The organism is Streptomyces sp. NPDC054847 (genome assembly GCF_053610925.1).
In genome coordinates this window covers 1-15,119 of record NZ_JBSGZJ010000145.1, presented here as the reverse complement: position 1 = coordinate 15,119, position 15,119 = coordinate 1, and the positions used below count along the sequence as shown (strand labels likewise).

15 protein-coding genes are annotated in these 15,119 nt (G+C 72.0%); 6 read left to right on the top strand and 9 right to left on the bottom strand.

Features of this window, described 5'->3' with window-relative positions; translation table 11 throughout:
• On the top strand, positions 1-792 hold a 792-nt coding region (locus ACWGH4_RS16910; RefSeq protein WP_453461147.1), incomplete at its 5' end, for a universal stress protein.
• Positions 793-940: 148 nt separating this feature from the next.
• Here the strand turns inward: ACWGH4_RS16910 and ACWGH4_RS16905 are convergent.
• Together ACWGH4_RS16905 and ACWGH4_RS16900 are read right to left on the bottom strand one after the other, a co-directional pair.
• Positions 941-1,537, bottom strand: coding sequence for a hypothetical protein (locus tag ACWGH4_RS16905; protein WP_453461144.1), 597 nt, complete (start codon positions 1,535-1,537; stop codon positions 941-943).
• A gap of 140 nt (positions 1,538-1,677) precedes the next feature.
• Positions 1,678-2,235 carry a M23 family metallopeptidase gene (locus ACWGH4_RS16900; protein ID WP_453461141.1) on the bottom strand — a complete coding sequence of 186 codons (558 nt, stop codon included), beginning with the start codon at positions 2,233-2,235 and terminating at the stop codon, positions 1,678-1,680.
• A gap of 242 nt (positions 2,236-2,477) precedes the next feature.
• Between ACWGH4_RS16900 and ACWGH4_RS16895 the strand changes: the two genes are divergently transcribed.
• Both ACWGH4_RS16895 and ACWGH4_RS16890 read left to right on the top strand, forming a co-directional pair.
• Positions 2,478-2,999, top strand: a complete 522-nt coding sequence (locus ACWGH4_RS16895; RefSeq protein ID WP_453461138.1) for a nucleotide triphosphate diphosphatase NUDT15 — start codon at positions 2,478-2,480, stop codon at positions 2,997-2,999.
• 107 nt (positions 3,000-3,106) lie between these two features.
• Positions 3,107-3,682 carry an SMI1/KNR4 family protein gene (locus ACWGH4_RS16890; RefSeq protein ID WP_453461135.1) on the top strand — a complete coding sequence of 192 codons (576 nt, stop codon included), beginning with the start codon at positions 3,107-3,109 and terminating at the stop codon, positions 3,680-3,682.
• Between the two features lie 51 nt (positions 3,683-3,733).
• On the opposite strand, the gene ACWGH4_RS16885 is transcribed toward ACWGH4_RS16890, so the two are convergent.
• The gene (locus tag ACWGH4_RS16885; RefSeq protein WP_453461133.1) at positions 3,734-5,359 is read right to left on the bottom strand and encodes an amidohydrolase; all 1,626 of its coding nucleotides are present in this window, start codon (positions 5,357-5,359) and stop codon (positions 3,734-3,736) included.
• A gap of 20 nt (positions 5,360-5,379) precedes the next feature.
• Positions 5,380-6,021 (bottom strand): TetR/AcrR family transcriptional regulator, encoded by a 642-nt coding sequence (locus tag ACWGH4_RS16880; protein WP_453461130.1) that lies wholly within the window; start codon positions 6,019-6,021, stop codon positions 5,380-5,382.
• Positions 6,022-6,089: 68 nt separating this feature from the next.
• Here ACWGH4_RS16880 and ACWGH4_RS16875 point away from each other — a divergent pair, with 68 nt between their 5' ends.
• Entirely contained in the window at positions 6,090-7,556 is a 1,467-nt protein-coding gene (locus ACWGH4_RS16875; RefSeq protein WP_453461127.1) for a purine-cytosine permease family protein, read from the top strand.
• 57 nt (positions 7,557-7,613) lie between these two features.
• On the opposite strand, the gene ACWGH4_RS16870 is transcribed toward ACWGH4_RS16875, so the two are convergent.
• Positions 7,614-8,726 (bottom strand): CapA family protein, encoded by a 1,113-nt coding sequence (locus tag ACWGH4_RS16870; protein WP_453461124.1) that lies wholly within the window; start codon positions 8,724-8,726, stop codon positions 7,614-7,616.
• 126 nt (positions 8,727-8,852) lie between these two features.
• On the opposite strand from ACWGH4_RS16870, the gene ACWGH4_RS16865 reads away from it, so the two are divergent.
• Positions 8,853-9,614, top strand: a complete 762-nt coding sequence (locus ACWGH4_RS16865; RefSeq protein ID WP_453461121.1) for an SDR family NAD(P)-dependent oxidoreductase — start codon at positions 8,853-8,855, stop codon at positions 9,612-9,614.
• A 245-nt stretch (positions 9,615-9,859) separates the two neighbouring features.
• On the opposite strand, the gene ACWGH4_RS16860 is transcribed toward ACWGH4_RS16865, so the two are convergent.
• Positions 9,860-10,684 carry a nucleotidyltransferase domain-containing protein gene (locus ACWGH4_RS16860; protein ID WP_453461119.1) on the bottom strand — a complete coding sequence of 275 codons (825 nt, stop codon included), beginning with the start codon at positions 10,682-10,684 and terminating at the stop codon, positions 9,860-9,862.
• Between the two features lie 379 nt (positions 10,685-11,063).
• Between ACWGH4_RS16860 and ACWGH4_RS16855 the strand changes: the two genes are divergently transcribed.
• On the top strand, positions 11,064-11,567 hold the full coding sequence (locus ACWGH4_RS16855) for a nucleoside deaminase (RefSeq protein WP_453461116.1): 504 nt from the start codon (positions 11,064-11,066) through the stop codon (positions 11,565-11,567).
• A gap of 296 nt (positions 11,568-11,863) precedes the next feature.
• On the opposite strand, the gene ACWGH4_RS16850 is transcribed toward ACWGH4_RS16855, so the two are convergent.
• The 3 genes from ACWGH4_RS16850 to ACWGH4_RS16840 all read right to left on the bottom strand — a co-directional run bounded on the left by ACWGH4_RS16850 (position 11,864) and on the right by ACWGH4_RS16840 (position 15,056).
• Positions 11,864-13,225 (bottom strand): LLM class flavin-dependent oxidoreductase, encoded by a 1,362-nt coding sequence (locus ACWGH4_RS16850; protein WP_453461113.1) that lies wholly within the window; start codon positions 13,223-13,225, stop codon positions 11,864-11,866.
• Between the two features lie 101 nt (positions 13,226-13,326).
• On the bottom strand, positions 13,327-14,232 hold the full coding sequence (locus tag ACWGH4_RS16845; RefSeq protein ID WP_453461110.1) for an ABC transporter permease: 906 nt from the start codon (positions 14,230-14,232) through the stop codon (positions 13,327-13,329).
• On the bottom strand, positions 14,229-15,056 hold the full coding sequence (locus tag ACWGH4_RS16840; RefSeq protein WP_453461150.1) for an ABC transporter ATP-binding protein: 828 nt from the start codon (positions 15,054-15,056) through the stop codon (positions 14,229-14,231). Before ACWGH4_RS16840 ends, ACWGH4_RS16845 begins: the two co-directional genes overlap by 4 nt.
• Between the last annotated feature and the right edge of the window lie 63 nt (positions 15,057-15,119).

Here is a 15,119-nt window from a genome sequence, read left to right as displayed (position 1 = left end):
GCCCGGGAGGCCGCCCTGCGCGGTGCGGACCTGCTTCTGGTGCACGTGGAGGAGTGGCCGCTGCCGGTGGCCGTGGCCATGCCGACCGTCACTCGTGACGACCACCGCGACTGGGCGGACCGGCTGCTGGAAGGCGCGGTCGACGAGTTGCGGCTCGCCCACCCGGAGCTTCGGATCTCCGGGCGCCGGATGTCGGGGCGGCCCGCGGGCGCACTCGCCGTCGAAGCCGCGGACGCGGACCTGCTGGTGCTCGGATCACGTGGGCTGGGGACCGTGATGGGCGCTCTCATGGGCTCGGTCGGGCTGGCGACCGTCGCCGCCACGACGGCACCGGTCGTCGTCGTACGCGCCGACGGCAGCGAACAGGGGCACGGACCGGACAAGGAGGTCGTGGTCGGGGTGGACCTCCACCGGCCCGCCGGTCCGGTCCTCGCCTTCGCCTTCGAGGAGGCGGCCCGGCGCCGATGCACCCTGCGCGCCGTGCACGGCTGGAAGCTGCCCCTGATGTTCGTCCACTCCGACGAGGCCCGGGCAGAGGCCGGACGCGAGGCGGCGACGGCCCTCGGCGAGGCACTGCTGCCCTGGCGGCAGGAGCACCCGTCGGTGGCCGTGGTGGAACGGCCCATGATGGGCGCCGGCGCGCAAGTGCTGGTCGACGAGACCGCCGACGCGGGACTCGTGGTGGTCGGCCGGCACATCCGCCGCGCGCCCCTCGTCCCGCACATCGGCCACGTCGCGCATGCCGCGATGCACCACTGCGGGGCACCGGTCGCGGTGGTCGCGCACGAGTGACAGCGAGGCGGGGGGCGCACTCCGGGGAGCGGCTACGCGACGTGGGCAGCGCCGCCCGCGCCGCCGGCGTGCGTACGGGATTCCGGGCGGTCCGGCGCCATCGGGTCGTGTGGGGGCGCCGAGGGCCTCGTCGCGGCGTCCGGGGTGGTCAGGACCGGTCGTCGGCGAGTTGCCGGGGGAGCTGGACCAGCAGGAGACGGGCGTCCGCCCGCACGTTGCACTCGCTTACGGTCCGGCGGACCTCCACGGTGAGGCCGCTCCTCGTCAGGAGACGCAGCGCCACCGTCACCTCGCCGAGCCCCTGCCGTGGGCCGTCCTGTTGCTCGAGCTGCCGGTAGAGAGTGTTCGGCCAGCGGTCGGGGTCGGTGTCCTGCCAGAGCCGGGGTCCGTCGGTACTGAAGCGGCAGTGCTGGCCGCCGTGCGGTTCCTGGAGCAGCGAGTGACTGACCGGCACGGTGCTGAACAGGGGCCCGAGCCTGACCCGCAGATCGTCGTTCTCGACCAGGCGTTGCTGCTGCCAGTGCCGGTTGCCGGAGACGGCCATCCGCAGCGCGGCGAGCACGTACGGGTGCCCGCCGGGTGCCATGACGGGGTACTCGTCCTGCCAGTGGGGCCAGGACGCCGGCGGGTGTGCCGCCGGCAGCCCGCCGGGCCGGTGCGTGCTGCCGCGCAGGGGCACCACATGGTCGTTGTCCACGGCGGGATTATCACCCGAGTGCGGGGTCCGCGTCGTCACGATGTCCATTTCGGCGCGACCTCGTCCGGTCCCGCGCCGGACGGCCCGCACACGACCGGACCCGCCGCGGACCTGTGGCGGGGCGTGTCCGGTCGTGTTCTCCGGCGAGGCCGGAAGAGCCAGGAGGGTCGGAGCAGCCAAGGGCGGTGTCAGGCGCGGGTGTTCACGCTGACCGGCCAGGAGCCGGTGTTCGGCGTCCAGCCCTGAAGCCTGGCGGGAATGCCCACGCGGGTGTTGCAGTCGATCACCTGGAAGTGCAGGTGCGGCGCCGTGGAGGCGCCGGTGTTCCCGGACCAGCCGATGATGCGGCCCTGGGGCACCCAGTCGCCGGTGTTGTAGATCGCCCGGTTCAGGTGGGCGTAGTGGGTGCAACGGCCGTTCGAGTGGCGGATGATCACCTCGATGCCGTTCTGCCAGTACGGCGACCAGTCCGAGACGAGCACGGTGCCCGCCTGCGCGGCGGACACCTCGTAGTTCTCCGGCAGTCCGAAGTCCCAGGCGTACTCGTTGTACGGGCCGGTGTGCGAGAACGTGCCTTCCGGCCCCTGGGTCACCCTGTACGACTCGCCTGCCGGGTAGGGCAGTTCGTAGTAGTAGTCGGCCGCGGCGGCGGGTGGTGCCGCCGCCAGCGCGATGCCCGTGACGGCGAGCACCGCGCTCGCCACCGCGGCCGCCTTGCGCAGCACCGTTCTCGTTCTCTTCACCATGCGTCTCCGTCCTGGAACCGATCGGGATTTGGGCGTACGCGTGCTGGAATTGATGTGTCGGGTGCTTCAACTGCCCCTGTTATGCAGGGTTGTTGCTGAACCATGCCCGGGGAACACCCGTAACAACCGGACCGGTTGACGACACCCGCACCAGCCGTCGCTCCAGAGTCGTGCTGTTCGGTGCGAGGATGAGGAATGGTGCCGGGCGTGACCGCCCGAGCGACGCGACACCAGGAGATCCCGTGCACGACGACCACCGGACGGCAGAACGTCCTGAGCGGGCGTTCCCCACGCCCAACAGCCTCACCGGGGTCGGTGTCGTCGTCCTCGACGAGGGCGGACGGCGGGTGCTGCTCGGGCTCGGCCACGACGGACGATGGGAGCTGCCCGGCGGGAAGGTCGACCCCGGGGAGGGATTCGAGCAGGCCGCGGCGCGGGAGTTGGCGGAGGAGACGGGCCTGCGGGTGGAGCCGGCGGCAGTACGCATCGGGGCCGTGCTGGTGGACGGGGAGCGCGGACTCACGCGGGTGACGGGCGCCGCCCTCGTCACGCGGGCGGCCGGTACACCGCGGGTGCGGGAGCCGGACAAGATCGTGCGGTGGGAGTGGTTCCCGCCGGAGGCCGTGCCGGAGCCGCTGTTCGCGCCGTCCGCCGCGGTGTTGCGGAGTTGGCGAACGGGGCCGACGGCCCCGGCCGACGACCGGTTCCGCCGCTATCCCGTCTTCGGTGAGCCGGGAGGCGGCGGCCCGGAGGGCATGTCGTAGGTGGATCCCGGGCCCGCCGACGCGGGCCACTCGACGTCGATCGCATCCGGTGCACACGACCGCCGTCCGTGGGTGCACACGACCGGATCCGTTCTAGGCTCGGCGCCATGCAGCATCCGCACGTACCCCCGCCGCTGACCGAGGTCGAGCTGGCCATGGCCGAGAGCGAGCTCGGCGTCTCCTTCCCGCAGGCCTACCGCGCGTATCTGATGGAGGCGAAGCCCGCCAAGCGGGTTCTCAGGCCGTGCCGGAAAGAGTGGGGCTGGGACTGGGGCGCCGGCTCCCCGGCGTCGGCGGAGCTGCTGGGACTGCCCTTCCCGCACCCCGACTCGTACGTGACGGCGGACGCGGAGCTGGACGCGCGTGAGCCCCGGCCGGAGGATTTCGCCGACGAGCAGGCACACGAGGAGGCCTGGCAGGCGTGGGACGACGAATGCGGGGACTTCGAGGACCGCAAGACCGCCGGAGCCGTGGTCCTGCAGGAGCACGGCTGCGGCTTCTCCACGTGGTTGGCGGTCACCGGTCCTCTCGCCGGCACGGTGTGGTGGGACGGCCGTGCCACCTGCGATCTGATCGTCCCGCTGTCGCTCGACCATGCCGGCAGCGCCCGCCCGGCGACGTTCGACGAGTGGCTCCGCCACGATTCCTGGGACATGCTGCCGCCGGGCTGGGGGCGTAACTGACCCGCTGCGGTGGCTCGCGGGTCCTCAGCGCGGCGCGGGGCGCCGGAGGGGTCACATGCTCGGGGCACGATGCGTGGGGCGGCCGTCGAGGACGGTGAGCAGCACGGGAACGTCCGGCAGGTCGGTGGCGGCCGTGCTGAGCGGGTCGGCGGCGAAGGCCGTCAGGTCGGCGCGGTGGCCCACCGCGAGCCGGCCGGCCTCCCGTGTCTCACCCGCGGCCCATGCGGCGTTGACGGTCATTCCCTGGAGCGCCTCCAGCGCGGTGAGCGCCTGCTGGGGTCCGTGCGGGGGCCGGGTGAGGTCCCGGCCGGGCCGGCGGTGGCGGGCGCCTGCCATGACACCCAGCGGAGGGTAGGGGGCGATGGGCCAGTCGGAGCCGAGTACGACGGTCGCGCCGGAGTCCCACAGGTCGCGGCAGCGCCAGGCGCGTGAGGCGCGTTCCTCGCCGAGGCGGCGCGACCAGTTGTCGGTGTGGTCGGCGCGGGTGAAGTCACAGCAGTGGGTGGGCTGCATGGAGGCCGCGACGCCGAGCGCGGCGAAGCGGCGCAGCGTGTCGTCGGGCACGGTCTCGATGTGCTCGATCCGGTGCCGCACCTCCCGTCCGCCCTCGGCCTGCGCCTTCTCGACGGAGTCGAGGGCGTGCCGGACGGCCGCGTCGCCGATGGCGTGCGTGGCGGTGGGCACCCCGGCCCGGTGGAGCCGGCCGATGACTCGGGTGTACTCGGCGGGGTCGGGCCAGAAGGCGTGGGTGGACTCTCCGTGGCAGTCGGGCCGCTCCAGCCACGCGGTGCCGTTGTCGATGGTGCCGTCCATGAAGAGCTTCGCGCCCTCGGTCCGCCACAGCGCGCCGCCGGTGCCCTGCTGTTCGATCAGCGCCTGCAGCGCGTCGGCGTCGATGCCGGGCTGGCACCAGGGCGCGACCCGTAGCCGTACCGGCAGTTCCCCGGCGGCGTCGAGTTCGGCGTAGAGCTCCAGGCTGTCGCCGTTCGCGTCCATGGCATGGCCGCCGGTGAGCCCGGAGGCGGCCATGGCGCGCAGGGCGGCGGCGAGCCGGTCGCGGCGTTCGGCGCGGGTGGGCTGCGGGGCGGTGCGCTCGACGAGCTCGCAGGCGGCGTCCTCGAGCAGCAGACCGGTGGGTCGGCCCGCCTCGTCGCAGACGACCTCGGCCGAGGCCTGGTCGAAGCTGCGCGGCCCGTCGACGCCGGCGAGTTCCAGGGCCCGCCGGCTGGCGAGCATGGAGTGGGCGTCGAAGAGCAGGAGGAGGGCGGGAACCCCTTCGAGCACGGCGTCGAAAGGAGCGGTCGACACGGGCCCGTCCGCGAACACGTTGGGGTCGAGGCCCCAGCCGTGCAGCCACGCCCCGGGCGCGAGGCCCGCCGCCTCGCGGGCCAGCGCCCGGCGCACGTCGTCGAGATCGGCGCAGCCCGACAGGTCGAGACCGTGGGTGAGTTCGGCGCCGGTGACGGGGTGCAGGTGCCCGTCCACGAGACCGGGGGTCACCACGGCGCCCTTGAGGTCGATCACCGTCGTCGAGGGGTCGGCGAGCGCACGGATCTCCCGGTCGTCGCCGATGGCGGTTATCCGGCCGCCGGCCGCGGCGAGCGCGGTCCCGGACAGGAACGAGCCGGAGGCCGGGTCGAGGAGACGGGCAGAGAGCAGGACGAGCGAGGTGCGCACAAGGAGCTCCTTGGAAAAGGTCAGATCGAAGTGACGGCAGCGGTCAACGTTCCGGCGGGCAGGCCCAGTTCGCGTTCCGCGGTGGTGACGGCCATGCGTACGACGGCGGGCGGACGGTCGCCGGTGCCGCTGTTGGCGTGGACGCCGAGACCGTCGATGACGACGAGGATCTGAATGGCCGTCACCGCCGGGTCGGCGGTGCGGAACTCGCCCCGGTCGACCCCGTCACGGATGAGGCCGCCGAGCCGGTCGCGCCACGCGGCCTCCTGTACGGCGACACGCTCGCGCAGGGCGGGCCGGTAGCGGCTGAGGTGCCGGGCGTTGAGCCAGAGCCGGCTGATGTCGTCGTACTCCGGTCCCGTCGCGCGGGCGAAGAACCGCGCCAAGTGGTGCGTGGGCGTGGCCCCTGCCCGGTCGGCCGGGAGGAGGCCGTCGAGTTCGGAACCGGCGGCGGTGCCGTACGCCTCGGCCACCAGGTCCTCCACCGCGGGGAAGTAGTGACTGATCAGTCCCGGGCGGACGTCGAGCTCCTCCGCGATGCGCCGGAGCGTGATGCACTCCAGCCCCTCGGTCAGGGCGACCATCGCGGCCGCCGCAACGATTTCCGCACGTCTGTCGGCCGGAGACTTGCGGATTCGTTTGTTCTGAGTGCTTGACGACATGGAATCGATGCTATTGAGTTTGCGACCAACAAACAAGCAGGTGGGTAAACCAGCACCCGGAGGGGCCCATGGCGTCCACGATTCCCGACCACCCGCGTCCCGGCACGCACGCCACACCCGACGGGGCCTCGCAGCCGCCGGAGGACCGCCCGGTCCGCGTCGAGGCGCACGGCATCGACCACATCCCCGACCATGAGCGCCATGGCCGGCCACGGCAGCTCTTCTCCGTCTGGGCGGCGGCCAACGTCAACTATCTCAGCCTGGTCGTCGGCGGAGCCCTGGTCCTCATGGGCCTGAGCCTGTGGCAGGCCCTCGCCGTGGTCGTGGTGGGCAACCTGTTCTGGGTGCTCACCGGGCTGCTCTCCGTCTCCGGCCCGGCCGCCGGCGCGCCCAGCGAGGTGATCACACGGGCGATGTACGGGATCAGGGGCAACCGCGTGAACAACGCGATCGTCGGCTGGATGATCTCCGTCTGCTACTTCGCCCTCAACCTGGCCGCCGCCGCGACCGCCGCTTTCGCCCTCGTGGAGAAGACCGGCATCACGGCGGACACCGGCGTCAAGGTCGCCGTCGTGGTGGTCGTCGCCGCCCTCACCCTGGCCATCGGCGTCTACGGCCACGGCATGATCATGAAGCTGTACCTCCCGATCACGCTGGCCCTCACGGCAGCCTTCGCCGTCGTGGCCGTCGCCGTCGTCCGGCACACCGACTTCGGCTACACGCCGGCCGAGCCGCTGACCGGCGTCGACCTGTGGACCGTCCTTCTCGCCGGCGTCACCCTCGTCGGATCCGGCCCGCTCTCGTACACCACCAGCGCCGACTTCTCCCGCTATCTGCCCCGCACTACGTCGGCGAAGGCGGTCATCGGCTGGACCGCTCTGGGCGGCTTCGTGCCGAGCGTCGTCGTCTGCTCACTCGGCGCCTTCGCCGCGACCGCGGTCGACATGACCGACCCGCAGACCGGACTCGAGACGATCCTTCCCGGCTGGTTCCACCCGGTCTTCCTGCTCGCGCTGATCGTCGGCACCATCGCCATCAACGCCCTGACCGCCTACAGCGCCGGCCTCGCCCTCCAGGCCGTCGGCCTCCGCATCCGCCGCGCCCGCAGCGTGCTCGTCGACGGGGCCGCCGCCGTCTCGCTCACCCTGTACGGGCTCCTCGTCTCCAACTTCCTCGACACCGTCAGCAACGTCCTCCAGTTGACCGTCGTCCTCCTCGGTCCCGCCATGGCCGTCTACGCCACCGACATCCTGATACGCCGCAACCGCTACGACGGGCCCGTGCTCATGGACGAGACCACCGGCAGCCCCTTCTGGTACGCCGCCGGCGTCAACCCGGCGGGCGCCGTCGCCCTCGTCTCCGGCGTCGTCGCGGCGGCCCTCAGCGTGAACACGCTCTACACCGGGCCCGTGGCGCGTGCCCTGGGCGGAGTGGACCTCGCCCTGCCCGTCGGCATGATCGTCGCGGCATGCGTCTACGCGCTCATGATGCGGAACTCCGCCAACGTGCGCGCCGCGCGGAGCCTGACCGCGTGAGCGAGCCGGACCCTACACAAGGTGCCGGCGGTCAGGTACCGGGCCGGGAAGGGGCCCTCAGGTCGGCCGGGCCGTGATCGAGCCGTCCCGCTCGGCCTGCACGCGGACGCCCAGGCCGTGGCTGATCCGGCCCAGGACATCGTGCACGAGACGGCAGTCGGACGCGGAGGCGTGCGTCAGCCGCAGCCGCCGCGCCTGCAGGGGAACGATCCTGACCTCGTGGAGAGCGCCGGTGGCGGGATCGACCGAGGCGAGGTGCAGCAGACGCAGGTCGTCCCGGTACCGCTCGTAGCCGCCGATGCCCTCGTAGTCGTTGATCAGGTCCCCGCAGCCGTAGAGGACGAGTCGACCGCGGTACACCTCCACGGGCCGAGGATGGTGGGACGAGTGCCCGTGCACGATGTCCGCGCCGCCGTCGATCAGCGCGTGGGCGAAGCGCACTTGGCCGCGCGGGACCTGGTAACCCCAGTTGGATCCCATGTGCACGGACACGACCGTCACGTCGCCCGGCCGTCTCACCTCGCGCAGCCGAGCCGTCACGTCCGCCGCGACGGCGGGCGACGGGTCGGCGGCGAAGTGGACCCCGCTGCGCCGTGCGGTGGCCGCCCACTCCGGCGGGACACCGCTGGACTCCGTGCCGAGTGAGACGACGAGCACCCGCCGGCCGCCGTCCAGCGGGAGGCTCGCGCACCGCCGGGCGGCCGCCAGGTCCCGTCCCGCGCCGGCCGTGCGCAGGCCCGCGTCCGCGAGGACCGCGAGTGTCTCCTCCAGCCCTCGGCGGCCGTAGTCCAGGACATGGTTGTTGGCGAGGACGCAGACATCGGGACGGGCCGCCGTCAGGCAGGGCAGATTCGCCGGGTTCATCCGGTAGAGGACCTCCTTGCCGTCGGTCGCGTCGTCGCTCCGCGTCACTGAGGTCTCGAGATTCAGCACCCGCACGTCGGGCCCGGCTTCGTCGAGCACCGCCAACGCGTCGCCCCAGGGCCAGGAGAAGGGGACCGGGCGGGGAACCTTGCCGTTCACCGCCTCCGCCATCTCGACGTAGGCACGCGCGTCGCGTACGTAGGGCTCGGACAGGGCCGGATCGCCGGGGTACGGAAGGATCTGGTCCACGCCGCGGCCGAGCATCACGTCACCGCTGAGGAACAGGGTGACGAGGCCACTGCCCATGACTCCACGGTAGTCCGCCCCGTCACGGTGCCGTCCCGGCCGCTTCTGCCGTCACCCACGGGCGGATCAGGCCGGCTCGCGACGACCGGCTACCGTCGGGCGGATGCCGAAGCTGAAGGAGAACCGATGAGGCGGGTACTGGTCACGGGAGCGTCGCGGGGGATCGGCCGCGCCGTCGCGGTGGCGTTCGCGGAGCAGGGCGACGCCGTGGCGGTCCATTACGCGGCCCGGCGCGAGGACGCTGAGGAGACACTGCGGCGGTTGCCCGGGCACGGCCACACTCTTGTCGCCGGCGACATCAGCGATCCGGCCGTGGCGCGACGCATCGTCGACGATGCCGTGGCGACGCTGGGCGGGGTCGAGGTCCTGGTCAACAACGCCGCCGTCGCGCCCTCCGCCGAGAACCGGCACTCCGTGGCCGACGTCTCCTACGAGGATTGGCAGCGGTCCTGGCAGCGCATGATCGACGTCAATCTGCTCGGCGCGGCGAACCTGACGTACGGCGTCGCCAGGCACCTCATCGACCGGGGCGCGACGGGCAGCATCGTCAACGTCGGGTCCCGCGGCGCGTTCCGGGGAGAGCCCGACTTCCCCGCGTACGGCGCGAGCAAGGCCGCGCTGCACGCGTTCGGGCAGTCGATGGCCGTCGCACTGGCGCCGCACGGGATCTCGGTGACGTCCGTGGCCCCGGGCTTCGTCGCGACGGAACGGCAGGCCGCGAAGTTGTCGGGGCAGGGCGGCGAGGCGCTGCGTGGCGAGAGCCCCTTCGGGCGGGTCGGGACGGCCGAGGAGGTGGCAGAGGCCGTGCTCTACCTCGCCTCACCCGGGGCCGTCTGGTCGTCCGGGGCGGTGCTCGACCTCAATGGCGCGTCCCACCTGCGCACTTGAGGGTGAGGCGCGAGGGGAGGCCGCGCGGTCGCGCACGATACAGGCCCCGGCGCGTGGGGCTCGCCGCAACGGGGGCCGTGCGGGGTCGCGCAGGGACGACGAGCCCGGGGACGGTGGTGGTCGCCCTGCCCGGCACACCGCCGACCCGGCTCGAACGTCATCGGCTCCCCTCCACCACACTGCCGACCCGGCTCGAACGTCATCGGCTCCCCTCCACCACACCGTCCCCGCCCCCGTTCCCGGTGTTACGTCGCCAGCAGGCCGCTGATCTCCTCGTGCAGCCCGCTCGGCACACGGACGTTCCAGCGTTCGGCGGCCTCGGCGATCAGGTCCCGGCTCCAGCGCCAGCTGTTGCGGGCCGCCGTGCGTACCTCCTCCTCGCGGGCGGCGGCGGTGCCGGCCGTGTAGCGGGCGCGGTCGGCGGCGGGCAGGTCCTGTTCCAAAGCCCGGCTGGGGGTCAGCCAGTGGGCGGTGCTGTCGCGCCGGAGACGGCAGAACTGCAGTTGCTGCGGCGCGACGACCGAGTGCAGCAGGGCGTGGGCGCGGGCCACTTCGCCGCGGGCCAGGACATGGGCCAGCATGAGCGTCCAATTGGTCAGCTCGTCGGTGAGCTGCTGCGCGGTGCCCGTGGGCTCCGGCGGCCGGAACGCGGCGAGGCGCCGGGCGGCCCGCGTCAGACGGCCGGTGCGGTCCAGCAGGACAGCGGCCTCGGGACGGGGAAGGTGCACCATCCCCTCCCAGGTGGGGACTTCGTCGATGCCGGCGCCGGCGGGCGTGATGTGGAACTCGCCGCGCATCAGGTCGTCGAAGACGACGGCGAGGATCCCGTACATGTTGGTGTACGCCAGCTCGAGCGGGGCGAGTTGTTCCAGGAACGCCCGGCCGTCGAAGTCGCCGACGTGCTCGTCGTCGACGTACAGGTATGCCTCGATGTCGGAGTGGGCGTCGGCCTCGCCGAGGGTCCAGGACCCGTAGAGCAGAATGCCTTCCAGACACTCTTCGGACCGGGCGATCTCCCGGAGCCGGGCGATGCGGGCGTCGAGTGCGGGGCAGGCGGAGCGAGAGGACATGATGGTGGCGGTCTCCTGAGTGAGCGCGCGGGCACGCTTGCGAACGCCCGGCACACCGCCGGGCGCGGATGGCTGTGGCCGTGACGGTCGGCTCAGGAGACGCCCATGGGGCGGGATTCTAGCGGCGCGGTGGGGTCCGGGCGGGTCGGGCCCGCCCAGCGGGAGCCGGCCCCTGCCGCAGGTCCGACCGGATCTCGTAGAAATCTACGGACAGCCTGCGGCCGCTTTCATGTCTTTTACTCCTGGCACCTTCCACTCGGGTGGCTGTGTACTCCTCAACAAGTTGCAAGGAAGCAAGAGATGAGTGCCGTGGTTCCCTCCGGCCTGCCGCGGGGGGAGCGCCGCCGTTGAGGCCGGCATCGGGAAATGAGGAGCGACCGTGACCGCACACACCCAGGAAACGAGTATCCAGGAACTCGAGCGCGGCTGGATGGACGAGGCGATCAGATCGGCATGCAACAGCGTGACGAACGGCGGCGGTCCGTTCGGCGCACTGGTCGCCAAGGGCGGCGAGATCGTCGCGATCAGCAACAACCAGGTCACAGCGACCCTGGACCCGACGGCGCACGCCGAGGTGAGCGCGATGCGCGCCGCCTGCAAGCAACTGGCCACCTTCTCGCTCGAGGGCTGCGTCCTGGTCACCTCGTGCGAGCCGTGTCCGATGTGCCTCTCCTCCGCGCTGTGGGCGCGCGTCGACCGGATCGTCTACGCAGCCGACCGGCACGATGCCGCGGTGGCCGGCTTCGACGACCGCAGGTTCTACGACCTGTTCGACAAGAAGCCCGCGTCGATGTGGCCGATGCCGGTCGAGCGGCTGGATCTGCCGAACCGTACGGCGCCGTTCGACGCGTGGCTGGCCAAGGCCGACCGCATCGACTACTGACACGGAAGTTCTCCCGGAGTCCGGCGGAAGCACACGTTGCACCCCATCATGGGACTCCTCGCCGCCGCACAGGACACCGTCCGGGCCGAGGCCCGTGACCCCGCGAAGTGGTGAAGATCGTGTCCGGACCCGTTGTGCGGCCGGCCGCCCGGGCGTGCAGGACGAACGCCCCGGGCGGCGGTGGACGGAACCGACGCAGGTGCCGGTGGACGGGCCGCCCTGGGCGCCGTCCACCGGCAGTGCCTGCGGCCAGGCCTCACACCGGACAGCGGGAGCGAACGGTTCGGCCGTCCCGGTCAGGCGGGCTGCCGCGCCGGGACCGCTGCGGGCAGACCGGCACGGGACCCGACCGGCCTAGAAAGCCCGTAGTGGTCGCGCAGCGTGCTGCCGGTGTATTCGGTACGGAACAGGCCGCGAGCCTGGAGGACCGGCACGACCTGGTCGACGAAGTGGTCGAGCCCGCCAGGGAAGTACGGCGGCATGATGTTGAAACCGTCGGCCGCTCCCTCGGTGAACCACTGCTGGAGGTGGTCGGCGATCTGCTCCGCGGTGCCGGCGATCACATGATGACCACGACCGCCGCCGAGCCGGGCGATCAGCTCCCGCAGGGTGAGCCCCTCCCGCCGGGCCAGCTCGGCGACGAGCCTGAAGCGGCTCTTGTTGCCGTTGATGTCCCGCTCGTCCGGGAGTTCCGGCAGCGGCCCGTCCAGGGGCAGACCCGTCAGGTCGGTCCCGAGCATCCCGGAGAGCTGGGCCAGGCCGTACTCGGGCACCTGGAGGTCCGTGAGCTGCTGTGCCAGGGCCCGGGCCTCCGCCTCGGTCGAACCGATCACAGGGCAGACGCCGGGCAGGATCCTCACGTCCTCCTCCGCGCGACCGTGGCGTGCCGCCCGGGTCTTGAGGTCCTTGTAGAACTCCTGCGCGTCGGCCAGAGTCTGCTGCGCGGTGAACACCGCTTCCGCGTACCGGGCGGCGAACTCCCTGCCCGCCTCCGACGATCCCGCCTGCACCAGCAGCGGGCGCCCCTGCGGACAGCGGGGCACATTCAATGGGCCGCGCACCTGGAAGTGCGATCCCCGGTGGTCGATCGGCCGGACCTTGTCGGTGTCGGCGTAGACGCCGTTCGCTCGGTCGAGGACGATCGCGTCGTCCTCCCAGCTGTCCCACAGCTTCACGGCGACGTCGACGAACTCCCGCGCCCGCTCGTAGCGGAGACCGTGCTCGAGGTGTTCGTCCCGCCCGAAGTTCCGGGCCTCGTCGACGTTTCCGGAGGTCACGATGTTCCATCCGGCCCGGCCGCCGCTCAGGTGGTCGAGGGAGGCGAACGCGCGGGCCGTGGTGAACGGTTCGTTGAACGTGGTCGAGACGGTGGCGATGAGCCCGATGTGCTCGGTGACGGCGGCCAGCGCCGACAGGAGCGTGAGCGGCTCGAAGCCGCCCAGGGCGTTGTGGCGGACATTGCCCGGCAGGGTCAGCCCGTCGGCGAGGAACACCGAGTCGAGCAGGCCCCGTTCGGCGGTCCTGGTCAGCTGCTGGAAGTACGTCAGGTCGGTGACGCGCTCCGGTTGGGTGAGGGGATGACGCCAGGCCGCGTCGTGGTGACCGGCGTTCATCAGAAAGGCGTTGAGGTGCAGGTGGCGAGGTGGCGAGGAAGGCATGGCGAAGTCCTTGGCGGTGAGGGAGGGGAAGACAGGGAGCGGGCGGAAGCGGCGGCAGCCGGCAGGAGCGGGAACGGGATCAGGCAGCAGAAGGGGCCGGTTCAGCCGTTCGCGGGGACCCGCCAGGAGCTGAGCCGCCGTTCCAGGGCGACCAGGAGCTGATTGAAGGCCACGCCGATCGCGGAGATCGTGATGATCCCGGCGTACATCTGCGGGATGGCGAAGTTGTACTGGGAGCTGTTGATCAGATGGCCGAGCCCCGCCTTGGCGCCGATCATCTCCGCCGCGACCAGCACCAGGATGGACACCGCCCCGGCGAGCCTGATCCCCGTGAAGACGGCCGGCACGGACGCCGGGAGGATCACCTTCTGGAACAGCCGGACGGGGGACAGGTCCAGCGACCGTGCGAGCCTCAGCAGCGTCGGATCCACGGAGCGCACCGCGCTGATCGTGCTCAGCAGCACCGGCCAGGTGCAGGCGTACACGACGATCGAGATCTTGGACGTCTCCCCGATGCCCAGCAACAGCACGAACACGGGCAGCAGGGCGAGGGCGGCGGTGTTGCGGAACACTTCCAGCAGCGGCCCGAGGAGGTCCGCCACCGGCCGGTACCAGCCAATCAGCAGCCCGAGAGGGACGGCGAGCGCCACCGCGATCCCGAAGCCGCTGAGTGAACGGGTGAGGCTGGCGCTCGCATTGTCGGAGAGCTGTCCGTCGAGGGCGAGTTGCCACCACGCCTGGGCGACCTCACTGAACGGGGGCAGGAACGTCCGGTCGACCAGCCCGAAGCGGGGCGCCGCCTCCCACAGCAGGACCAGCGCCACGACCGCCACCGATTTGGTGCCGGCCCTGAGGAGGCCGTGCGCCGACCGCCGGGCGGCTTGGCGGAACCGCTTGCGGCGAGGCGGGGGAGTGGGCGGGACGGCCACCGGCTGCGGAGCGGCACCCTGGGGGCGCGCCACGGGATGCGGGGCGAGGCCGGTGCCTGCTTCGGTCACGGGACTCATACGGCGACTCCTTCTCTTTCCTCCTGCTGGGCCCTGGACACCTCGTCGCGCAGCAGCGACCAGATCCGGTGCCGGTACCGGGCGAACTCGGGACTGGAGCGCGGATCGTCGCTGCTGGTGCGGGCGGGCAGGTCGATCGGCACGACTTCCTTGATCCGGCCGGGGCGGGAGGTCATGACGGCGACGCGCTGTCCCAGGTGGACGGCTTCGTCGATGCCGTGCGTGATGAACACGACCGTCTTTCCGGTGCGCCGCCAGATGCGCAGCAGTTCGTCCTGGAGGGACTCCCTGGTCTGGGCGTCCAGCGCCGCGAACGGCTCGTCCATCAGCAGCACGTCCGGGTCGTACGCGAGGCTCCGCGCGATCGCGACCCGCTGCCGCATGCCGCCCGACAGCTCGTGCGGATGACGGCCCTCGAACCCGCTCAGTCCCACCAGGTCCAGGAACTCCCTGGCGCGGGCGGTGCGTTCACGTCTCGGTACGCCGGTGGCCTCCAGACCGAACTCGACGTTGCCCTGGGCGGTGCGCCAGGGCAGCAGCGCGTACTGCTGGAACACGATGCCCCGGTCCAGACCGGGACCGGTGACCGGTGAGCCGTCGAGCAGGATGCTGCCCGAGGTGGGCCGGGACAGGCCGCCGAGCAGATCCAGCAGGGACGACTTGCCGCAGCCGCTGGGGCCCACCACGACGATGAACTCGCCGGCTCCCACCGTGAGGTCGATGCCGTCCAGGGCGGTGACCGCGGACCGTTCGCCGTCCCTGCCCTTGACGGGGAACTCCTTGCGTACACCGTCGAAGACGATCTTGGCCGTGTGCCCGTTCACGGAATCAGCCACGGTGCCCCTCACCTCCCGCTCGCCTTCGGCGCCGTCGCCTTTGCCGTCGGC